This is a genomic window from Kitasatospora sp. NPDC058162, assembly GCF_042884005.1.
Taxonomy (GTDB): domain Bacteria; phylum Actinomycetota; class Actinomycetes; order Streptomycetales; family Streptomycetaceae; genus Kitasatospora.
In genome coordinates, this window is sequence record NZ_JBHVUS010000005.1 from 289,976 (window position 1) to 308,134 (window position 18,159).

General features: G+C 69.7%; 13 protein-coding genes. 11 read left to right on the forward strand and 2 right to left on the reverse strand.

What is annotated here, in order from left to right; translation table 11 throughout:
* The first annotated feature begins 162 nt into the window (after nucleotides 1-162).
* From nusG to ACFVXG_RS12980, 11 genes are all read left to right on the forward strand, one after another.
* A complete protein-coding gene (nusG, locus tag ACFVXG_RS12930) occupies nucleotides 163-1,071 on the forward strand; it encodes a transcription termination/antitermination protein NusG (RefSeq protein WP_387926940.1) in 909 nt (302 codons plus the stop codon).
* Between the two features lie 329 nt (nucleotides 1,072-1,400).
* The gene (rplK, locus tag ACFVXG_RS12935; RefSeq protein WP_375881984.1) at nucleotides 1,401-1,835 is read left to right on the forward strand and encodes a 50S ribosomal protein L11; all 435 of its coding nucleotides are present in this window, start codon (nucleotides 1,401-1,403) and stop codon (nucleotides 1,833-1,835) included.
* A gap of 106 nt (nucleotides 1,836-1,941) precedes the next feature.
* Entirely contained in the window at nucleotides 1,942-2,664 is a 723-nt protein-coding gene (rplA, locus tag ACFVXG_RS12940; RefSeq protein ID WP_387926942.1) for a 50S ribosomal protein L1, read from the forward strand.
* A gap of 230 nt (nucleotides 2,665-2,894) precedes the next feature.
* Nucleotides 2,895-3,677 (forward strand): hypothetical protein, encoded by a 783-nt coding sequence (locus tag ACFVXG_RS12945; RefSeq protein ID WP_387926944.1) that lies wholly within the window; start codon nucleotides 2,895-2,897, stop codon nucleotides 3,675-3,677.
* 104 nt (nucleotides 3,678-3,781) lie between these two features.
* Nucleotides 3,782-4,624 carry a hypothetical protein gene (locus ACFVXG_RS12950; RefSeq protein WP_387926945.1) on the forward strand — a complete coding sequence of 281 codons (843 nt, stop codon included), beginning with the start codon at nucleotides 3,782-3,784 and terminating at the stop codon, nucleotides 4,622-4,624.
* A 97-nt stretch (nucleotides 4,625-4,721) separates the two neighbouring features.
* Nucleotides 4,722-5,642, forward strand: a complete 921-nt coding sequence (locus ACFVXG_RS12955) for a hypothetical protein (RefSeq protein WP_387926947.1) — start codon at nucleotides 4,722-4,724, stop codon at nucleotides 5,640-5,642.
* Nucleotides 5,643-5,703: 61 nt separating this feature from the next.
* Complete coding sequence (locus tag ACFVXG_RS12960; RefSeq protein ID WP_387926948.1) at nucleotides 5,704-6,582, forward strand: hypothetical protein; 879 nt, start codon at nucleotides 5,704-5,706, stop codon at nucleotides 6,580-6,582.
* A gap of 377 nt (nucleotides 6,583-6,959) precedes the next feature.
* Entirely contained in the window at nucleotides 6,960-7,523 is a 564-nt protein-coding gene (gene rplJ / locus ACFVXG_RS12965) for a 50S ribosomal protein L10 (RefSeq protein WP_350503606.1), read from the forward strand.
* A gap of 90 nt (nucleotides 7,524-7,613) precedes the next feature.
* The gene (gene rplL / locus ACFVXG_RS12970) at nucleotides 7,614-7,997 is read left to right on the forward strand and encodes a 50S ribosomal protein L7/L12 (protein WP_380227152.1); all 384 of its coding nucleotides are present in this window, start codon (nucleotides 7,614-7,616) and stop codon (nucleotides 7,995-7,997) included.
* Between the two features lie 686 nt (nucleotides 7,998-8,683).
* Nucleotides 8,684-12,160: a DNA-directed RNA polymerase subunit beta gene (gene rpoB / locus ACFVXG_RS12975; RefSeq protein ID WP_350503604.1), complete on the forward strand. Its 3,477-nt coding sequence runs from the start codon at nucleotides 8,684-8,686 to the stop codon at nucleotides 12,158-12,160.
* A 116-nt stretch (nucleotides 12,161-12,276) separates the two neighbouring features.
* Nucleotides 12,277-16,170 (forward strand): DNA-directed RNA polymerase subunit beta', encoded by a 3,894-nt coding sequence (locus tag ACFVXG_RS12980; protein ID WP_387926951.1) that lies wholly within the window; start codon nucleotides 12,277-12,279, stop codon nucleotides 16,168-16,170.
* A 70-nt stretch (nucleotides 16,171-16,240) separates the two neighbouring features.
* On the opposite strand, the gene ACFVXG_RS12985 is transcribed toward ACFVXG_RS12980, so the two are convergent.
* Nucleotides 16,241-17,512, reverse strand: a complete 1,272-nt coding sequence (locus ACFVXG_RS12985) for a M48 family metalloprotease (protein WP_387926953.1) — start codon at nucleotides 17,510-17,512, stop codon at nucleotides 16,241-16,243.
* Nucleotides 17,513-17,636: 124 nt separating this feature from the next.
* Nucleotides 17,637-18,152 carry a Pycsar system effector family protein gene (locus ACFVXG_RS12990; protein WP_387926955.1) on the reverse strand — a complete coding sequence of 172 codons (516 nt, stop codon included), beginning with the start codon at nucleotides 18,150-18,152 and terminating at the stop codon, nucleotides 17,637-17,639.
* Between the last annotated feature and the right edge of the window lie 7 nt (nucleotides 18,153-18,159).

An 18,159-nucleotide genomic window follows, 5' to 3' on the forward strand; every position in this document is an offset into this window, starting at 1 on the left:
CGGTCCGGGTCGAGCTGTCGGCGGCGGACGTACGCGCGCGTACCGTGGACTCGGTACTGTTGAAGTCTCCGAGACCTCTCCTGGCGCCCGCGCGAGCGGCCGCGCGCCGGGCCGGTTCCGGAGCGCGCCACCTTCACCATCTCCAGGAAAGAAGCAGCCACAGTGTCTGAGTCCCCCCTGTACGACGCCGACGAGACCGTCCGCGAGGCGGATGTCGCCGCCGAGCTGGACGCGGCCGAGCTGGCTGACGACGCGGAGTCCGCCGAGCAGATCGTCGACGCCGCGGACAGCGACGAGGACGAGGTCGAGGCGTACGACGAGGCCGAGGCCGGCGAGCCCGCCGAGGAGGCCGCTCTGCACGTGGAGGGCGACGAGGAGCTCGACACCGAGGAGCTCGCCGCCGAGGAGTCGGCCGACGAGGAGCCCGCCGAGGACGAGGCCGTCGAGGCTGAGGACGAGGCCGAGGTCGACCCGGTCGCCAAGTTCCGCGAGGACCTGCGCTTCATGCCGGGCGAGTGGTACGTGATCCACACCTACGCCGGCTACGAGAACCGGGTGAAGCAGAACCTGGAGCAGCGCGCCGTCTCGCTGAACGTCGAGGAGTACATCTTCCAGGCCGAGGTGCCGCAGGAGGAGGTCGTCCAGATCAAGAACGGCGACCGCAAGACCATCCGGCAGAACAAGCTCCCCGGCTACGTCCTGGTCCGCATGGACCTCACCCCGGAGTCCTGGGGCGTCGTGCGCAACACCCCGGGTGTCACCGGCTTCGTCGGCAACGCCTACGACCCGTACCCGCTGACCCTGGACGAGGTCGTCAAGATGCTCGCCCCGGACGTCGAGCGCCAGGCCGCCAAGGAGGCCGGCAAGCCCTCGCCGGTCAAGCCGAGCGAGATCCAGGTGCTGGACTTCGAGGTCGGCGACTCGGTCACCGTCACCGACGGCCCGTTCGCGACCCTCCAGGCGACCATCAACGAGATCAACCCCGACTCGAAGAAGGTCAAGGGCCTGGTCGAGATCTTCGGCCGGGAGACCCCGGTCGAGCTCTCCTTCGACCAGATCCAGAAGAACTAGTCACACGGTCTTCGGATCCGGGGCGGGGGCTGAGGCCCTGCCCCTTGGATCCTTGCCGGGCCCGCGACGCATGGGCACGCACCTCGCCGCGTTGTCGTCGGTCGCCGATGCTCCGCATCGCGTCCCTCCTCCGCCTTGCGATGCACGCACCCAGACGCCGCGGTCTGATCCGACAAGATCCAAGGGCCAGGGCCACGGCCTCCGCCCCGAATCCGTTTTGGTCCAGCGGCGCGGACGCGTTAGCCTGGCCTGATGTGTGTGCTGGCGATCGGGTGTCGCCCCGGTTCCGCACGCACCAGCAATCACCTCTCGGAAGGACCCGGAGAGACATGCCTCCCAAGAAGAAGAAGATCACGGGGCTTATCAAGCTCCAGATCAACGCCGGCGCGGCCAACCCGGCGCCGCCCGTCGGCCCCGCGCTGGGCCAGCACGGCGTCAACATCATGGAGTTCTGCAAGGCCTACAACGCTGCGACCGAGTCGCAGCGCGGCATGATCGTGCCGGTGGAGATCACGGTCTACGACGACCGTTCCTTCACCTTCATCACGAAGACGCCGCCGGCCGCGCGCCTCATCCTGAAGGCCGCCGGTATCGACAAGGGCTCCAGCGAGCCGCACAAGACCAAGGTCGCCAAGCTCACCAGCGCCCAGGTCCGCGACATCGCCACCACCAAGATGCCCGACCTGAACGCCAACGACCTGGACGCGGCGGAGAAGATCATCGCCGGCACCGCCCGGTCGATGGGCATCACCGTCGAGGGCTGATCCAGCCCACCGTCCCGTCAGGGGCAAACCGGCTCAGCCGTCCCTGTGGTAGGGCCTGCGCAGGCCCGTCGAATACCACAACTCCAATCACCATTCAGGAGCAGCAGTGAAGCGCAGCAAGGCTCTGAAGGCCGCGGACGCCAAGGTCGACCGCGAGCGCCTTTACGCCCCCCTCGAGGCCGTCCGCCTCGCCAAGGCGACCAGCACCACCAAGTTCGACGGCACCGTCGAGGTCGCCATGCGTCTGGGCGTCGACCCGCGCAAGGCCGACCAGATGGTCCGCAGCACCGTGATCCTCCCGCACGGCACCGGTAAGACCGCTCGGGTCCTGGTCTTCGCGACCGGCGAGCGTGCCGAGGCCGCGCGTGCTGCGGGTGCCGACATCGTCGGCTCCGACGAGCTCATCGACGAGGTCGCCAAGGGCCGCCTCGACTTCGACGCCGTCGTCGCCACCCCGGACCTCATGGGCAAGGTCGGCCGCCTGGGCCGCGTGCTCGGTCCCCGTGGCCTGATGCCGAACCCGAAGACCGGCACCGTGACCCCGGACACGGCCAAGGCCGTGAACGAGATCAAGGGCGGCAAGATCGAGTTCCGCGTCGACAAGCACTCGAACCTGCACTTCATCATCGGTAAGGCCTCCTTCACCGACGAGCAGCTGGTCGAGAACTACGCCGCCGCGCTGGACGAGGTGCTCCGCGCCAAGCCGTCCGCCGCCAAGGGCCGCTACATCAAGAAGACCGCGTTCTCGACCACCATGGGCCCCGGCATCATGGTGGACCCGAACCGCACCCGCAACCTCCTCGTCGAGGAGGACCCGGCCGCGGTCTGAGCCCCAGTGCTCTAGAGCAGTCCGTACGACGGGCCCGCACCCCCTTCACCGGGGGTGCGGGCCCGTCGTCGTTCCGCCGTGCGGCCCGGTGGTGCGGCGGTGGCGCCGGTGGTGCGGGCGGCGGAAACGGTTGCGGGATCGGGACACGGGCGAATGGGAACGGTTGACCGAGCCGTCGTACGCTCTGCCGGTCAGATCATGTGGAGAACCCGTGACCGCCGGAGTGTGCCGTGCCGCCCGCCCTTCGCCCCGCCACGCTCGCGGCGGCCCTGCTGCTGCTCGGCGCCACCACCGCCTGCAGCGTGCTGGCCGCCCCCGGCACCCGCGTCCCCGGTGAGCCGCCGCCGATCCCGCCCAAGCAGGTGGTGCTCGCGGCCGCCCAGGCCGTGGACGACACCGGCGGCGCCCGGATCGACCTGGTGCGGGAGGGCCCGGACGGCCGCCGCACCGCGAGCGGCACCCTGGTCTGGGGCGACCGGGACGAGGCCGCGCTGACCGTCACCGACGAACTGGGCGCCGGGCAGCTGACCCTCCGGGACGGTGCGCTCGACCTCGCCTACCAGGGCGGCGCGGCCAAGCACGCCGAGCGGGCCACCGCGGAGTCGCTCGACCCGGCGGCCGGGGCCGGCCCCGGCGGCTACGCGGGCGGCTGGATGACGGCCCTGGTCACCAACCCGGGCAGCCGGGCGTACGCGATCGCCCAGACCGACCGGCTCGGCTCGCTCGGCGCCGAGCAGCTCGACGGGACGACCGTCGCGCACTACCAGGGCTCCGCCCCGGTGGCCGACTACTTCGGCGCGGACCGGGAGTTGGACCCGCAGCAGCTCGCCGCGGTGGTCGGCTGGTACCGGCAGCGCGGCGTCGCCGACATCGGGTTCGACGTCTGGGTCGGGCCCGGCCGACGGCTGGTGAAGCTGCGTGAGACGGCACGGGGGAGTGCCGGAACCACGGTGACCACGACGGATGTCTCAGCCTCCGGAGCGGGGGACACGACGCCCGCCGCGGCCGGGTGACGGGAGGGGATATCCGGTGCGGCCCGGCCCTGGCGATCCGTTAGAGTCCCGGCTGAGAAGAAGCTGAGGATCGGCTCTTCCGAAGAACTTACGGGGGTACCTCCATGCGCGCTGTCCGTCTCGCCGCCACCGTGGCGACCACCGCCCTCCTGCTGGCCGGCGCCACCGCCTGCGGCAGCAAGGGCGGCAGTGACAGCAAGGCGGCCGGTGACAGCAAGGGCGCCGCCGACTCGGTCGCGGCCGGGCTGTCCGCGGACCCGAAGGCCGCCCTGGCCGCCTCCGCCCTGGTGATGCAGAAGGCCGGCAACGGCAAGGTCGCCATGACCTCCCCGGACCCGTCCAGCCCGGGCGGCAGCGGCACCGCCGACTGGAAGGACCCGGGCAAGGTCGCCGTGGACGTGTCCAGCGACATGGGCGGCAAGAAGCTCAAGATCCGGGTGATCGGGGCCGACGCCTACGTCGGCGGCGACGACGCCACGGCCGCGACCCTGCAGGGGAAGCACTGGGTCAAGGTGCCCGCCTCGGAGGAGATGGGCGGCGCCTTCGTGGTGATGGGTCAGATGGTGAACCCGGTCGCCCAGCTCACCATCGCGGCCGCGAGCGGCAAGCTCAGCAAGGTCGGCGAGGAGAGCGTGGACGGCGTCCAGACCACCCACCTGCGGGCCGTCGAGGAGACCGCCACCCTGGTGGCCGGGATGACCTCGCTCACGGCGGAGCAGCGCCAGTCCGTCCAGAAGACCCTGGAGCAGGACGGCAAGACCCTCACCATCGACTTCTGGCTGAACGGCAAGCAGGAGCTGGTCAAGTACCAGGAGTTCGGCGACACCAACGGCGAGTCCAAGGCCGTCACCATCAAGTACTCCGACCTCGGCAGCGCCACCAAGGTCGAGGCGCCCGCCGCCGGCGACCTCGGTACCCAGGCCGACCTGCTCAAGCTGTTCGGCTGATCCACCCGCACCACCTGCACAACCCGCACCACCCGCACCGACCACCGGCTACCGCCCCGGGCGCCCCGCGCGCCCGGGGGTTCTCGAGGGGGGAACCATGGCTGGAACTCAGAAGGCCGCCGTCGCCGTCGTCCTCGCCGCTCTGGCGCTGACCGCGACCGCCTGCGACAACAACGACTCCGGCGGCAAGAACGCCGCCCCGGCCGCGCCGACCACCGCTGCCGCCGCGACGACCGCCGCCACCCAGGCCGCGCCGCCGGCCAAGGTGAGCCCGGCCGTCTTCCTGGAGCAGGTCACCAAGAAGACCGGCGCGGCCAAGTCGGCCAAGATCGCCGAGGAGATCACGGTCGGCCAGCTCACCATGAAGGGCCAGGGCGCGATGGGCTGGTCCGACGGCCTGGAGGCCGACCTGACCATGGACCTGACGGGCTCCCCGATGGCCAAGGTCCTGGAGCCGCTGACCGGTGGGCCGAAGGTGCACTACCTGTACACCCCGGACGCGATGTACATGGGCCTGGGCGGTGAGCTGGTCCAGGGCGGCGGCGGCCCGCGCTGGCTGCGCTACACCAAGGAGGAGATGTCCAAGACCTCCGGGGGCTCGACCGACCAGCTCCAGAGCGCGGATCCGGTCGAGGGCGTCCGGACGCTGATCGCCGGCGGCAAGGTCACCGAGGTCGGCCCGGAGACGGTGAACGGCAAGGCCACCACCCACTACTCCGGCGAGATCGCCGCAGCCGACCTGATCAAGGCGAGCGGCCAGAGCGTGACCCAGGAGCAGGCCGACCGGATCAAGCAGAACCTGGACAAGGCCGGGGTCACCAGCGAGCAGGTCGACGTCTGGGTCGACGCCGACCAGCTGGTGGTCAAGCGGACGGAGCAGGCCGACACCAAGGCCGGACCGATGAACGTCTCCGTGAGCTACTCGGACTACGGCACGCCGGTCATCGCCGCCACCCCGGTGGACTTCATCACCCCCGCCGACCTGGCGAAGCTCGCCCAGGGCGGTGCGGACGGCTGACCCGGCTTCCCGCCGGACCGGGTCCGGGTGGCAAGGTGGCCGGGTGAGAGAGGAACGGACGATGGCGGGACGGCAGCGGCTGGCGGCAGTGGCCGTGGTCGCCGTGCTCGCGAGCGGGCTGACCGGCTGCGGCGGGGGCGGGGACGCGCCCGCCGCGCCGTCGGCCGGCTCCAGCGCGAGCACTGCCTCCGCCTCCGCCGCCACCCCGACCGGGCCGGCCAAGCCGACCGACCGGTCCCCGCACGGGGTGCTGCTCTCCGCCCAGCTGGCCATGCAGACCGCCCGCCGGGCCAAGGTCAGCTACCGGCTGGGCGCGGACGCCGGCTCCGGTCCGGTGTTCTGGGCGCCCAAGACGGCGGTGCAGCTCAAGCGCTCCACCCCGGGCGACGCCGAGCAGCTGATCGTCGTGGACACCGTCGGCTACCAGGGCGGTGACGCCGCCACCGCGGCCAAGCACGGCGGCAAGCACTGGGAGCGCTTCTCCGTCCCGCCCGACCCGGACGGGCACAAGGAGGTCCCGTACGCGGGGCTGATCGACCTGCTGAACCCGGTCGAGGCACTGGCCGCGGCCACCGCCGACGGGGCGGAGCCGGCCTTCGTCGGCGAGGAGAAGTTCGAGGACTCCACCGTCGAGCACTACCGGGTGACCACCACCGCCGAGAAGTACGCGGCCGCCCAGACCCAGCTGACCCAGGCCCGCCGGGACGGCCTGCGGGCCGCGCTGGCCCCCGGCGGCTCGCTCTCGCTCACCCTGGACCTCTGGCTGAACGACAAGGACCAGCTGGTCCGGCTGCAGCGCACCGGCAACGGGGACAGCGGCGGGGCGGACGACTCGGTGCTCTACTCCGACCTGGCCGGCCCGCTGCTCTCGGCCCAGGCCCCGGCCGAGACGGACACCGTGGACACCGGCGTCCGGACGGTCTCCCCGCTCGCCCGCTGAGCGCGCCGAGCTCTTCCGGGCCCCTCCGGGCCCGTCCCGGTTCACCCGTCCGAGGGCGATTTGCGTCGTCCGGACGAGTCCGGTTACTGTTACCGAAGCCAAAGACCGCTGGTTGTCGCCGCGCCCCCGTCAGGGAGCCGGTGGCCGAAGGATCTGCGATTCGTCGCAGGCAGCCCGCGCAGGTGTGTCTGGAGCTTCGATTTCCGGGTCCGCGTTCGCGCGAAGCCCGTTGAGGTCGTCACGAGCCCCGTGCGCCTGCGCACCGGGGCTCATTGCATTTCTGCAAGGGCTTTCCTTCCGTCCGGTCGGTTCGAGGTGTGAATGGTCGACTTTCGCGGTCGGCCGGACTTCGACATCACGGAAGGAGGCGTAAGCCTATGGCCAGGCCCGACAAGGCTGCCGCCGTCGCCGAGATCACGGACAAGTTCCGTGGCTCCTCCGCGGCGCTGCTGACCGAGTACCGCGGTCTCTCGGTGAAGCAGGTCAAGACCCTGCGTCGCTCGCTCGGCGACAACGCCGAGTACGCCGTGGTGAAGAACACGCTGACCAAGATCGCGGCCAACGAGGCCGGGATCTCCGAGCTCGACGACCTGTTCAACGGTCCGACGGCTGTTGCCTTCGTCACCGGTGACCCGGTGGAGTCGGCGAAGGCTCTGCGTGACTTCGCCAAGGAGAACCCCGCTCTCATCATCAAGGGCGGTGTCCTTGATGGTAAGGCGCTGTCCGCCGATGAGATCAAGAAGCTCGCGGACCTCGAGTCCCGCGAGGTGCTGCTCGCCAAGCTGGCGGGTGCCCTGAAGGCCAAGCAGTCCCAGGCTGCCGCGCTCTTCCAGGCCCTGCCGTCGAAGCTCGTCCGCACTGTGGACGCGCTGCGCGACAAGGTCGAGCAGGGCGGTGCCGGTACGCCGGCTCCCGCCGCCGAGGACGCGGCCGCCGAGTAATTCGGCAGGCTCACGCCTCGCTGCGGGCCCGTACGCCCGCCATCCCGTACATCCGGCACCACCTGCCGATTTAGTGGAAGGACGCCAATCATGGCGAAGCTGTCCCAGGACGAGCTGCTCGCGCAGTTCGAGGAGCTCACCCTCATCGAGCTCGCTGCCTTCGTGAAGGCCTTCGAGGAGAAGTTCGACGTCACCGCCGCCGCCCCGGTCGCCGTTGCCGGCATCGCCGGTCCGGGCGCCGTGGCCGAGGCCGTCGAGGAGCAGGACGAGTTCGACGTCATCCTCGATGGCGCCGGCGACAAGAAGATCCAGGTCATCAAGGAGGTGCGCACCCTGACCTCCCTCGGCCTGAAGGAGGCCAAGGACCTCGTTGACACCGCTGGTGCCAAGGTCCTGGAGAAGGTTGCCAAGGACGTTGCCGAGAAGGCCAAGGCTGCCCTCGAGGCCGCTGGCGCCAAGGTCACCGTCAAGTGACTTCTCGCCCCCTCTGAGGGGGCCTGAGACCGGGCCGATCACCCTTGCGGGTGGTCGGCCCGGTCTTTTGCGTTCCCGGGGCCGCCCCGCCCCGCCAGCCGTCCGGGGCGGGGCGGCCACCGGTGTGGCCGATCGCGCACTCGGTACTGTCGGTGCCGAGGAGTATGGTGATCACCGTCATCGACGGTGGCCCCGACCACGGCTTCTGTAACGCCGGAGGGGTTCGGGCCGATGAACAGGTCGAGGTCCGCCCCGCCGGCGGGCCCTTGACGAACCTGGCGAGGCGCGCGATTCTCAAGGCGCGAGTCCGCCCGGTTGGTTCGCTGCTGGATGCATAACCAGCGGCTCGGGCGGGAAATGACTCCACGTGAGTTAGAGCAGTACCCGGTGGGCCACCGCGCCCTCCGGCTACCGGGAGGAGTCTCCGATTCGGTTTCCGAATCAGAGCTGGACAGCAGTGTGGCCTTTGGCTACACTGTCCCTTTGCGCTGCCTGTTAGCTGCTCCGTGACTCGTCGCCCGGAGTTTGCGTTGCCCTGATGGGGTCTGGCATCGCCTCCGCAAAGCGGCTCTGACCTGGGGTTTCGACCCCGGCGGAGGCCAGTGGCGAGGGAGGCGGGACCTAGCCCGACCAGGCCCGGCTGGTACGCGCGTAGTGAGCTCCGAGCCCTCGGAAGGACCCCCCTCTTGGCCGCGCCGCGCAACGCCTCGAACAATTCCGCCGCATCCACCGCCCCGCTCCGCGTCTCGTTCGCGAAGATCAAGGAGCCCCTCGAGGTCCCGAACCTCCTGGCCCTGCAGACCGAGAGCTTTGACTGGCTGCTCGGCAACGCGGCCTGGAAGTCCCGGGTCGAGCAGGCGCTGGAGTCTGGTCAGGATGTCCCCACCAAGTCCGGTCTGGAGGAGATCTTCGAGGAGATCTCGCCGATCGAGGACTTCAGCGGGTCGATGTCCCTGACCTTCCGCGACCACCGTTTCGAGCCGCCGAAGAACTCCATTGACGAGTGCAAGGACCGCGACTTCACGTACGCGGCCCCGCTCTTCGTCACGGCCGAGTTCACCAACAACGAGACCGGTGAGATCAAGTCTCAGACGGTCTTCATGGGCGACTTCCCGCTCATGACCCACAAGGGCACGTTCGTGATCAACGGCACCGAGCGTGTCGTCGTGTCGCAGCTCGTCCGCTCCCCGGGCGTGTACTTCGACTCCACCCTGGACAAGGTGTCCGACAAGGACATCTACTCCTGCAAGGTCATCCCCTCGCGTGGTGCCTGGCTCGAGATGGAGATCGACAAGCGCGACATGGTCGGCGTCCGCATCGACCGCAAGCGCAAGCAGTCCGTCACCGTGCTGCTGAAGGCTCTCGGCTGGACCAACGAGATGATTCTCGAGGAGTTCGGCGAGTACGAGTCGATGCGCAACACCCTGGAGAAGGACCACACCCAGGGCCAGGACGACGCGCTGCTGGACATCTACCGCAAGCTGCGTCCGGGCGAGCCGCCGACGCGCGAGGCCGCGCAGACGCTTCTGGAGAACCTGTACTTCAACCCGAAGCGCTACGACCTGGCCAAGGTCGGCCGGTACAAGCTCAACCGGAAGCTGGGCAACGCCGAGTCGCTGGACTCCGGCGTGCTCACCGAGCCCGACATCATCGGTGCGATCAAGTACCTGGTGAAGCTGCACGCCGGTGAGACCGAGTGGCGTGACGAGACCGGCCGCGACATCGTGGTCGAGGTCGACGACATCGACCACTTCGGCAACCGCCGCCTGCGCAACGTCGGCGAGCTCATCCAGAACCAGGTCCGTACGGGTCTCGCCCGTATGGAGCGCGTCGTGCGCGAGCGCATGACCACCCAGGACGTCGAGGCGATCACGCCGCAGACCCTGATCAACATCCGGCCGGTCGTCGCCTCCATCAAGGAGTTCTTCGGCACCAGCCAGCTGTCGCAGTTCATGGACCAGACGAACCCGCTGTCGGGCCTGACCCACAAGCGTCGTCTGTCCGCCCTCGGTCCCGGTGGTCTCTCCCGTGAGCGCGCCGGCTTCGAGGTCCGTGACGTGCACCCCTCGCACTACGGCCGCATGTGTCCGATCGAGACCCCCGAAGGCCCGAACATCGGTCTGATCGGGTCGCTGGCGTCGTACGGCCGGGTCAACGCCTTCGGCTTCATCGAGACCCCGTACCGCAAGGTCGTCGACGGTGTCGTCACCGAGAAGGTGGACTACCTCACCGCCGACGAGGAGGACCGCTACGTCATCGCCCAGGCGAACGCCCCGCTGACCGCGGACCTGCACTTCGCCGAGCCGCGTGTCCTGGTCCGCCGCCGTGGTGGCGAGATCGACTACATCCCGGGCTCCGAGATCGACTACATGGACGTCTCGCCGCGCCAGATGGTGTCGGTCGCGACCGCCATGATCCCGTTCCTCGAGCACGACGACGCCAACCGCGCGCTCATGGGCTCGAACATGATGCGTCAGGCGGTGCCGCTGCTGAAGAGCGAGGCCCCGCTGGTCGGCACCGGCATGGAGTACCGCTGCGCCGTCGACGCGGCCGACGTCATCACCGCCGAGAAGTCGGGCGTGGTGCAGGAGGTCTCGGCCGACTACGTCACCGTGGCGAACGACGACGGCACGTACACCACGTACCGCGCCGCCAAGTTCACCCGCTCCAACCAGGGCACCGCCTTCAACCAGAAGGTGCTCGTGGACGAGGGCGCCCGGGTCGAGGTCAACCAGGTGCTGGCCGACGGCCCGTGCACCGACGAGGGCGAGATGGCCCTCGGCAAGAACCTGCTCGTGGCGTTCATGTCGTGGGAGGGTCACAACTACGAGGACGCGATCATCCTGTCGCAGCGCCTCGTGCAGGACGACGTCCTCTCCTCGATCCACATCGAGGAGCACGAGGTCGACGCCCGTGACACCAAGCTCGGCCCCGAGGAGATCACCCGGGACATCCCGAACGTCTCCGAGGAGGTCCTCGCGGACCTGGACGAGCGCGGCATCATCCGGATCGGCGCCGACGTCGTCACCGGTGACATCCTCGTCGGCAAGGTCACCCCGAAGGGTGAGACCGAGCTGACCCCCGAGGAGCGCCTGCTCCGCGCGATCTTCGGCGAGAAGGCCCGTGAGGTCCGCGACACCTCGCTGAAGGTCCCGCACGGTGAGTCCGGCAAGGTCATCGGCGTCCGCGTCTTCGACCGCGAAGAGGGCGACGAGCTGCCCCCGGGCGTCAACCAGCTGGTCCGCGTCTACGTGGCCCAGAAGCGCAAGATCACCAACGGTGACAAGCTCGCCGGCCGTCACGGCAACAAGGGTGTCATCTCCAAGATCCTCCCGGTCGAGGACATGCCCTTCCTCGAGGACGGCACCCCGGTCGACATCATCCTCAACCCGCTGGGTGTCCCGTCCCGAATGAACCCGGGACAGGTCCTGGAGATCCACCTCGGGTGGCTCGCCAAGCAGGGTTGGGACGTCTCCGGTCTCGCCGACGAGTGGGCCCAGCGCCTGCAGGCGATCGGCGCCGACCAGGTCGCCGGTGGCACCAACCTCGCCACCCCGGTCTTCGACGGCGCCCGCGAGGACGAGATCACCGGTCTGCTGGACAACACCACCCTCACCCGTGACGGTGAGCGCCTGGTGAACTCCACGGGCAAGGCCCGCCTGTTCGACGGCCGCTCCGGCGAGCCGTTCCCGATGCCGGTCTCGGTCGGCTACATGTACATCCTCAAGCTGCACCACCTGGTCGACGACAAGCTGCACGCCCGTTCGACCGGTCCGTACTCGATGATCACCCAGCAGCCGCTCGGTGGTAAGGCGCAGTTCGGTGGTCAGCGCTTCGGTGAGATGGAGGTGTGGGCCCTCGAGGCGTACGGCGCCGCGTACGCCCTGCAGGAACTCCTCACCATCAAGTCCGACGACGTGCTCGGCCGCGTGAAGGTCTACGAGGCCATCGTCAAGGGCGAGAACATCCCCGAGCCCGGCATTCCCGAGTCCTTCAAGGTTCTCATCAAGGAAATGCAGTCGCTCTGCCTCAACGTGGAGGTGCTGTCCTCGGACGGCCAGTCCATCGAGATGCGGGACTCCGACGAGGACGTCTTCCGCGCCGCCGAAGAGCTCGGCATCGACCTGTCCCGGCGCGAGCCGAGCAGCGTCGAAGAGGTCTGACGGAGGTCGGGCCGGCTCTCGCTTCTGAATCAAGCAGAGTGAGCAGCCGGCCCGCCCCCAGGCCCCCCTCAGACCACAGACAAACTCTCGAATCACGAAAGAGGGCTTGACGACCAGTGCTTGACGTCAACTTCTTCGACGAGCTCCGCATCGGCCTGGCCACCGCCGACGACATCCGCCAGTGGTCGCACGGCGAGGTCAAGAAGCCGGAGACCATCAACTACCGCACCCTAAAGCCCGAAAAGGACGGACTCTTCTGCGAGAAGATCTTCGGTCCGACCCGGGACTGGGAGTGCTACTGCGGCAAGTACAAGCGCGTCCGCTTCAAGGGCATCATCTGTGAGCGCTGCGGCGTCGAGGTGACCCGCGCCAAGGTGCGCCGTGAGCGGATGGGCCACATCGAGCTGGCCGCCCCGGTCACCCACATCTGGTACTTCAAGGGCGTGCCGTCCCGCCTCGGCTACCTGCTCGACCTGGCGCCGAAGGACCTCGAGAAGGTCATCTACTTCGCCGCCTACATGATCACCTGGGTCGACGACGAGCGCCGCCAGCGCGACCTGCCGTCCCTGGAGGCGCACGTCTCGGTCGAGCGCCAGCAGATCGAGAACCGCCGCGACTCCGACCTCGAAGGCCGCGCCAAGAAGGCCGAGTCCGACCTGGCCGAGCTGGAGGCCGAGGGCGCCAAGGCCGACGTGCGCCGCAAGGTGCGCGAGGGTGCCGAGCGCGAGATGAAGCAGCTGCGCGACCGCGCGCAGCGCGAGCTCGACCGCCTCGACGAGGTGTGGGCCCGCTTCAAGAACCTCAAGGTCCAGGACCTCGAGGGCGACGAGCTGCTCTACCGCGAGCTGCGCGACCGCTTCGGCACCTACTTCTCCGGCTCGATGGGCGCCGCGGCCCTCAAGGACCGCCTGGAGACCTTCGACCTGGCGGAGGAGGCCGAGCGCCTCCGCGAGATCATCCGCACCGGCAAGGGCCAGAAGAAGACCCGTGCGCTCAAGCGCCTCAAGGTCGTCTCCGCGTTCCTGCAGACCAGCAACAAGCCCAACGGCATGGTGCTCGACTGCGTCCCGGTCATCCCGCCGGACCTGCGTCCGATGGTGCAGCTGGACGGTGGCCGCTTCGCGACCTCCGACCTGAACGACCTGTACCGCCGCGTGATCAACCGCAACAACCGCCTGAAGCGGCTTCTCGACCTCGGTGCCCCCGAGATCATCGTGAACAACGAGAAGCGCATGCTCCAGGAGGCCGTCGACGCGCTCTTCGACAACGGCCGTCGTGGTCGCCCGGTCACGGGCCCCGGCAACCGTCCGCTGAAGTCGCTGTCCGACATGCTCAAGGGCAAGCAGGGTCGTTTCCGTCAGAACCTGCTCGGCAAGCGAGTCGACTACTCGGCCCGTTCGGTCATCGTCGTCGGCCCGCAGCTCAAGCTGCACCAGTGCGGTCTGCCGAAGGCCATGGCGCTGGAGCTCTTCAAGCCGTTCGTGATGAAGCGCCTGGTCGACCTGAACCACGCGCAGAACATCAAGTCGGCCAAGCGCATGGTCGAGCGTGCCCGCCCGGTCGTGTGGGACGTGCTCGAAGAGGTCATCGCCGAGCACCCCGTCCTGCTGAACCGTGCGCCCACCCTGCACCGCCTCGGCATCCAGGCCTTCGAGCCGCAGCTGGTCGAGGGCAAGGCCATCCAGATCCACCCGCTCGTCTGCACCGCGTTCAACGCGGACTTCGACGGTGACCAGATGGCCGTCCACCTGCCGCTCTCCGCGGAGGCGCAGGCCGAGGCCCGCATCCTGATGCTGTCCTCGAACAACATCCTGAAGCCGGCCGACGGTCGCCCCGTCACCATGCCGACCCAGGACATGGTGCTCGGTCTGTTCTTCCTGACCTCGGACCGCGAGAACGTGAAGGGCGCCGGCCGCACCTTCTCGTCGACCGCCGAGGCGATCATGGCCTTCGACGCCCGCGAGCTGGACGTCCAGGCCCCGATCGAGCTGCGCCTCGGCGCCGGCACCGTCCCGCCCCGCGGCTGGACCCCGCCGGTGGACGAGGAGGGCCAGTCGACCTGGTTCGACGGCGAGCCCTTCCGCCTCAGCACCACCCTGGGCCGCGCGCTCTTCAACGAGCTGCTGCCCGAGGACTACCCGTTCGTCGACTACGAGGTGGGCAAGAAGCAGCTCTCCGCGATCGTCAACGACCTGGCGGAGCGCTACCCCAAGGTCGTCGTCGCGGCGACCCTGGACAACCTGAAGGCGGCCGGCTTCCACTGGTCGACCCGTTCGGGTGTCACCGTCTCGATCTCCGACGTCGTCGTCCCGCCGAACAAGCCCCAGATCCTCGAGGGCTACGAGGCGAAGGCGGAGAAGGTCCAGCGTCAGTACGAGCGCGGCCTGATCACCAACGACGAGCGCAAGCAGGAGCTCATCGGCATCTGGACCCAGGCGACCAACGAGGTCGCCGAGGCCATGAACGAGAACTTCCCGAAGACGAACCCCATCTTCATGATGGTCGACTCGGGTGCTCGTGGAAACATGATGCAGATGCGTCAGATCGCCGGTATGCGTGGTCTGGTGTCGAACGCCAAGAACGAGACCATCCCGCGACCCATCAAGGCGTCGTTCCGTGAGGGTCTCACCGTGCTGGAGTACTTCATCTCCACCCACGGTGCCCGTAAGGGTCTGGCCGACACCGCCCTCCGTACCGCCGACTCCGGCTACCTCACCCGTCGTCTGGTCGACGTCTCCCAGGACGTCATCATTCGCGAGGAGGACTGCGGCACCGAGCGCGGCCTGAAGCTGTCGATCGGCTCCGTGGGCGCCGACGGCGTGCTGCGCAAGGCCGACGACGTCGAGACCAGCGTCTACGCCCGCATGCTCGCCGAGGACATCACCGTCGACGGCAAGCTGCTCGCCACCGCCAACACCGACCTCGGTGACGTGCTGATGGACGAGCTGATCCGCCACGGCGTGTCCGAGGTCAAGGTCCGCTCGATCCTGACCTGTGAGTCGGCCGTCGGCACCTGTGCCTTCTGCTACGGCCGTTCGCTGGCCACCGGCAAGCTGGTCGACATCGGTGAGGCGGTCGGCATCATCGCCGCCCAGTCCATCGGTGAGCCCGGCACCCAGCTGACCATGCGTACCTTCCACACCGGTGGTGTGGCCGGTGACGACATCACCCAGGGTCTGCCGCGTGTCGTCGAGCTCTTCGAGGCCCGCACCCCCAAGGGTGTGGCCCCGATCTCCGAGGCCACCGGCCGCGCGCGGATCGAGGACACCGAGAAGACCCGCAAGATCGTCATCACGCCGGACGACGGCACCGACGAGATCGCCTACCCGGTCTCGAAGCGTGTCAAGCTGCTGGTCAGCGAGGGCGAGGCGGTCGAGGTCGGCCAGAAGCTGACCATGGGTGCCACCAACCCGCACGACGTCCTGCGCATCATGGGCCAGCGCGCCGTCCAGATCCACCTGGTCGCCGAAGTCCAGAAGGTCTACAACTCGCAGGGCGTGTCGATCCACGACAAGCACATCGAGATCATCATCCGGCAGATGCTCCGCCGCGTGACGATCATCGAGTCGGGCGACGCCGAGCTGCTCCCGGGCGAGCTCGTCGAGCGCGGCCGCTTCGAGACCGAGAACCGTCGTGTGGTCTCCGAGGGCGGTCACCCCGCCTCCGGCCGTCCGCAGCTGATGGGTATCACCAAGGCCTCGCTGGCCACCGAGTCCTGGCTGTCGGCCGCCTCCTTCCAGGAGACGACCCGGGTCCTCACCGACGCGGCGATCCACGCCAAGTCGGACCCGCTGCTGGGCCTCAAGGAGAACGTCATCCTCGGTAAGCTCATCCCGGCCGGTACGGGTCTGCCCCGCTACCGCAACATCCGGGTCGAGCCGACCGAGGAGGCCAAGGCCGCCATGTACTCGGCCGTCGGCTACGACGACTACGACCTGTCGCCCTTCGGCGCCGGCTCCGGCCAGGCGGTCCCGCTGGACGACTACGACTACGGCCCGTACACCGGCTGAGTCGCGCGTCACTGATCGCAGGGCGGTCACCCCTCACGGGGTGGCCGCCCTGCGGCGTTTCCGGCTGGTGCTAGCGGGCTGGGGTGGCCGCGGCCGCGCGCCAGTCCTCCAGCCGGCGGATCCGGGTGTGGGTGTCCGGGTGGCTGGACAGCAGCCGCTGGCCGAGGCCCGGGCGGACGGCGCGGCCCCCGTTCTCCCGGGCGGCGATCGCCAGGGCCTGCTCCTCGTCCCGCAGGAAGCCGTGGAAGACCTCGATCATGGCGTCCGCGAAACCGAGCTCGGCGGCCTGGACGTCCGCCCGCAGCTCGGAGCGGCGGCCGACCGCGGCGAGCAGGTACGGCGTGACCAGGACCAGCAGGAGCGGCGGGAAGGAGAGGGCCACGGCCACCACCAGGACCACCGCGACCACCCCGACCACGAGGGCGCCGAGCAGCGAGAAGATCGAGGCGATCTGGAACGCGATCACGGCGGCGAAGCGGAAGACCACCCAGGCGATCCGGGCCGGCATCGAGTACCAGTAGCCGAGCAGGGTCGCCCAGGCGTGGCCGCCGCGGTGGTGACCGAGCTCATGGGCGAGCACGGCGGCCAGCTGGGCGTCGGGGAGGGTCTCCAGCGCGTACCGGGTGACGCCGACGATGTGCCCGGCGGCCGCGGTGGCGTTGACGGCCTTGTGGTCCTCGATCCACAGGTCGTACGTCTCCGGGTTCACCCCCGCCTTGGCGGTCACCTGGTGCCAGATCGGTTCCAGACGGGTCAGCTCGGAGTGCAGGGCCGGCCGCATCCGGAACAGGTAGCGGGCGAGGACCTTCTCGGTCGGGCGGTGGAAGACCAGCGCGCCGGAGGCGATCCAGAGGCCGATCAGCACCAGGTTGAGGGGCTCGGGGAGGAGCAGCGAGACCAGCGTGACGACCAGCAGGCTGCACAGGAAGTGCGGGAGCTGCAGCACCAGTTGGCCGACCGCGGTGGCGTCCGCGCCGCGCTGGCGGGCGGCCAGGTGGACCCGGCCGGTGTGCGGGTCGATGTCGACGGTGGGATCGAGGACCGGCGGCCGGGGCGGGGCGGGCGGCGGGGCGAAGCCCTGGGTGGGGATGCGCGGGGGGTGCTGGGGGTGGGTCGGGTGCTGGGGCGGGGCCGCCGGCGGGGTCGGGGTCGGGGGCGCGTACTGGGGCGGGACGGCGGTGGGGTACTGGGGGGCCGGCGCGGTGGGGTACTGAGGGGGCGGCGGCGGGGTGGTCGGGTACTGCGGAGCGGCCTGCGGGTACTGCGGCGGGATGGTCGGGTGCTGGGGCGGGGCGCCGGGGTACTGCGGTGGCGGGGCGTCCGGGTAGGTCGGTTCGGTCATGGCGAGGTCCTCGGGGACGGGACGCGCGCGACGCGGCGTCCGTACGGTGATGGGCGGTGCATGACAGTGCTGGACGGAGGCGGGCGCTGAAGGGACTGGACGGTGAGGGGTGGGGCTGCGCCGGTCAGCCCAGGAACAGGGCGGTGACCAGCGGGAACAGCCCGGCGCCGAAGGCGAGGATGCCGACCCGGACCCAGGAGTGCTTCCGCGAGACGATCAGGCTGTTCTCCGCCAGTGCCGCGCGGACCGCCTCGGCGGCCAACCGCTCGGTGTCGGCCAGGGCGTCGGCGAGCAGCCCCTGCTCGGCGGCCAGCCGGATGTCCCCGAAGTAGCCGAGCGGGCGGCCCGGGCGCCAGGTGCTGCGCCCGAACCGGGGCAGCACCGCGAACAGCAGCGAGACCAGGGCGACGGCGATGCCCAGGCCGCCGAGGGCCAGCAACACCTCGGCCGCGCCGGAGAGTTGCTGCGGTGCCCAGCCGGTGCTGGTGAGCAGGCCGCCGAGCACCCCGACGATGACGCCGAGGGCGGCGACCAGGACGGCGGCCTTGCTGTCCGCGCGGGCGATCTCGGTGCGCAGCTCGGCGAGCAGGGCGGTGCCGGGCGGAGGCGGTAACGGGGCGGTGGTGGCGGGGGCGGACACGGTGGGG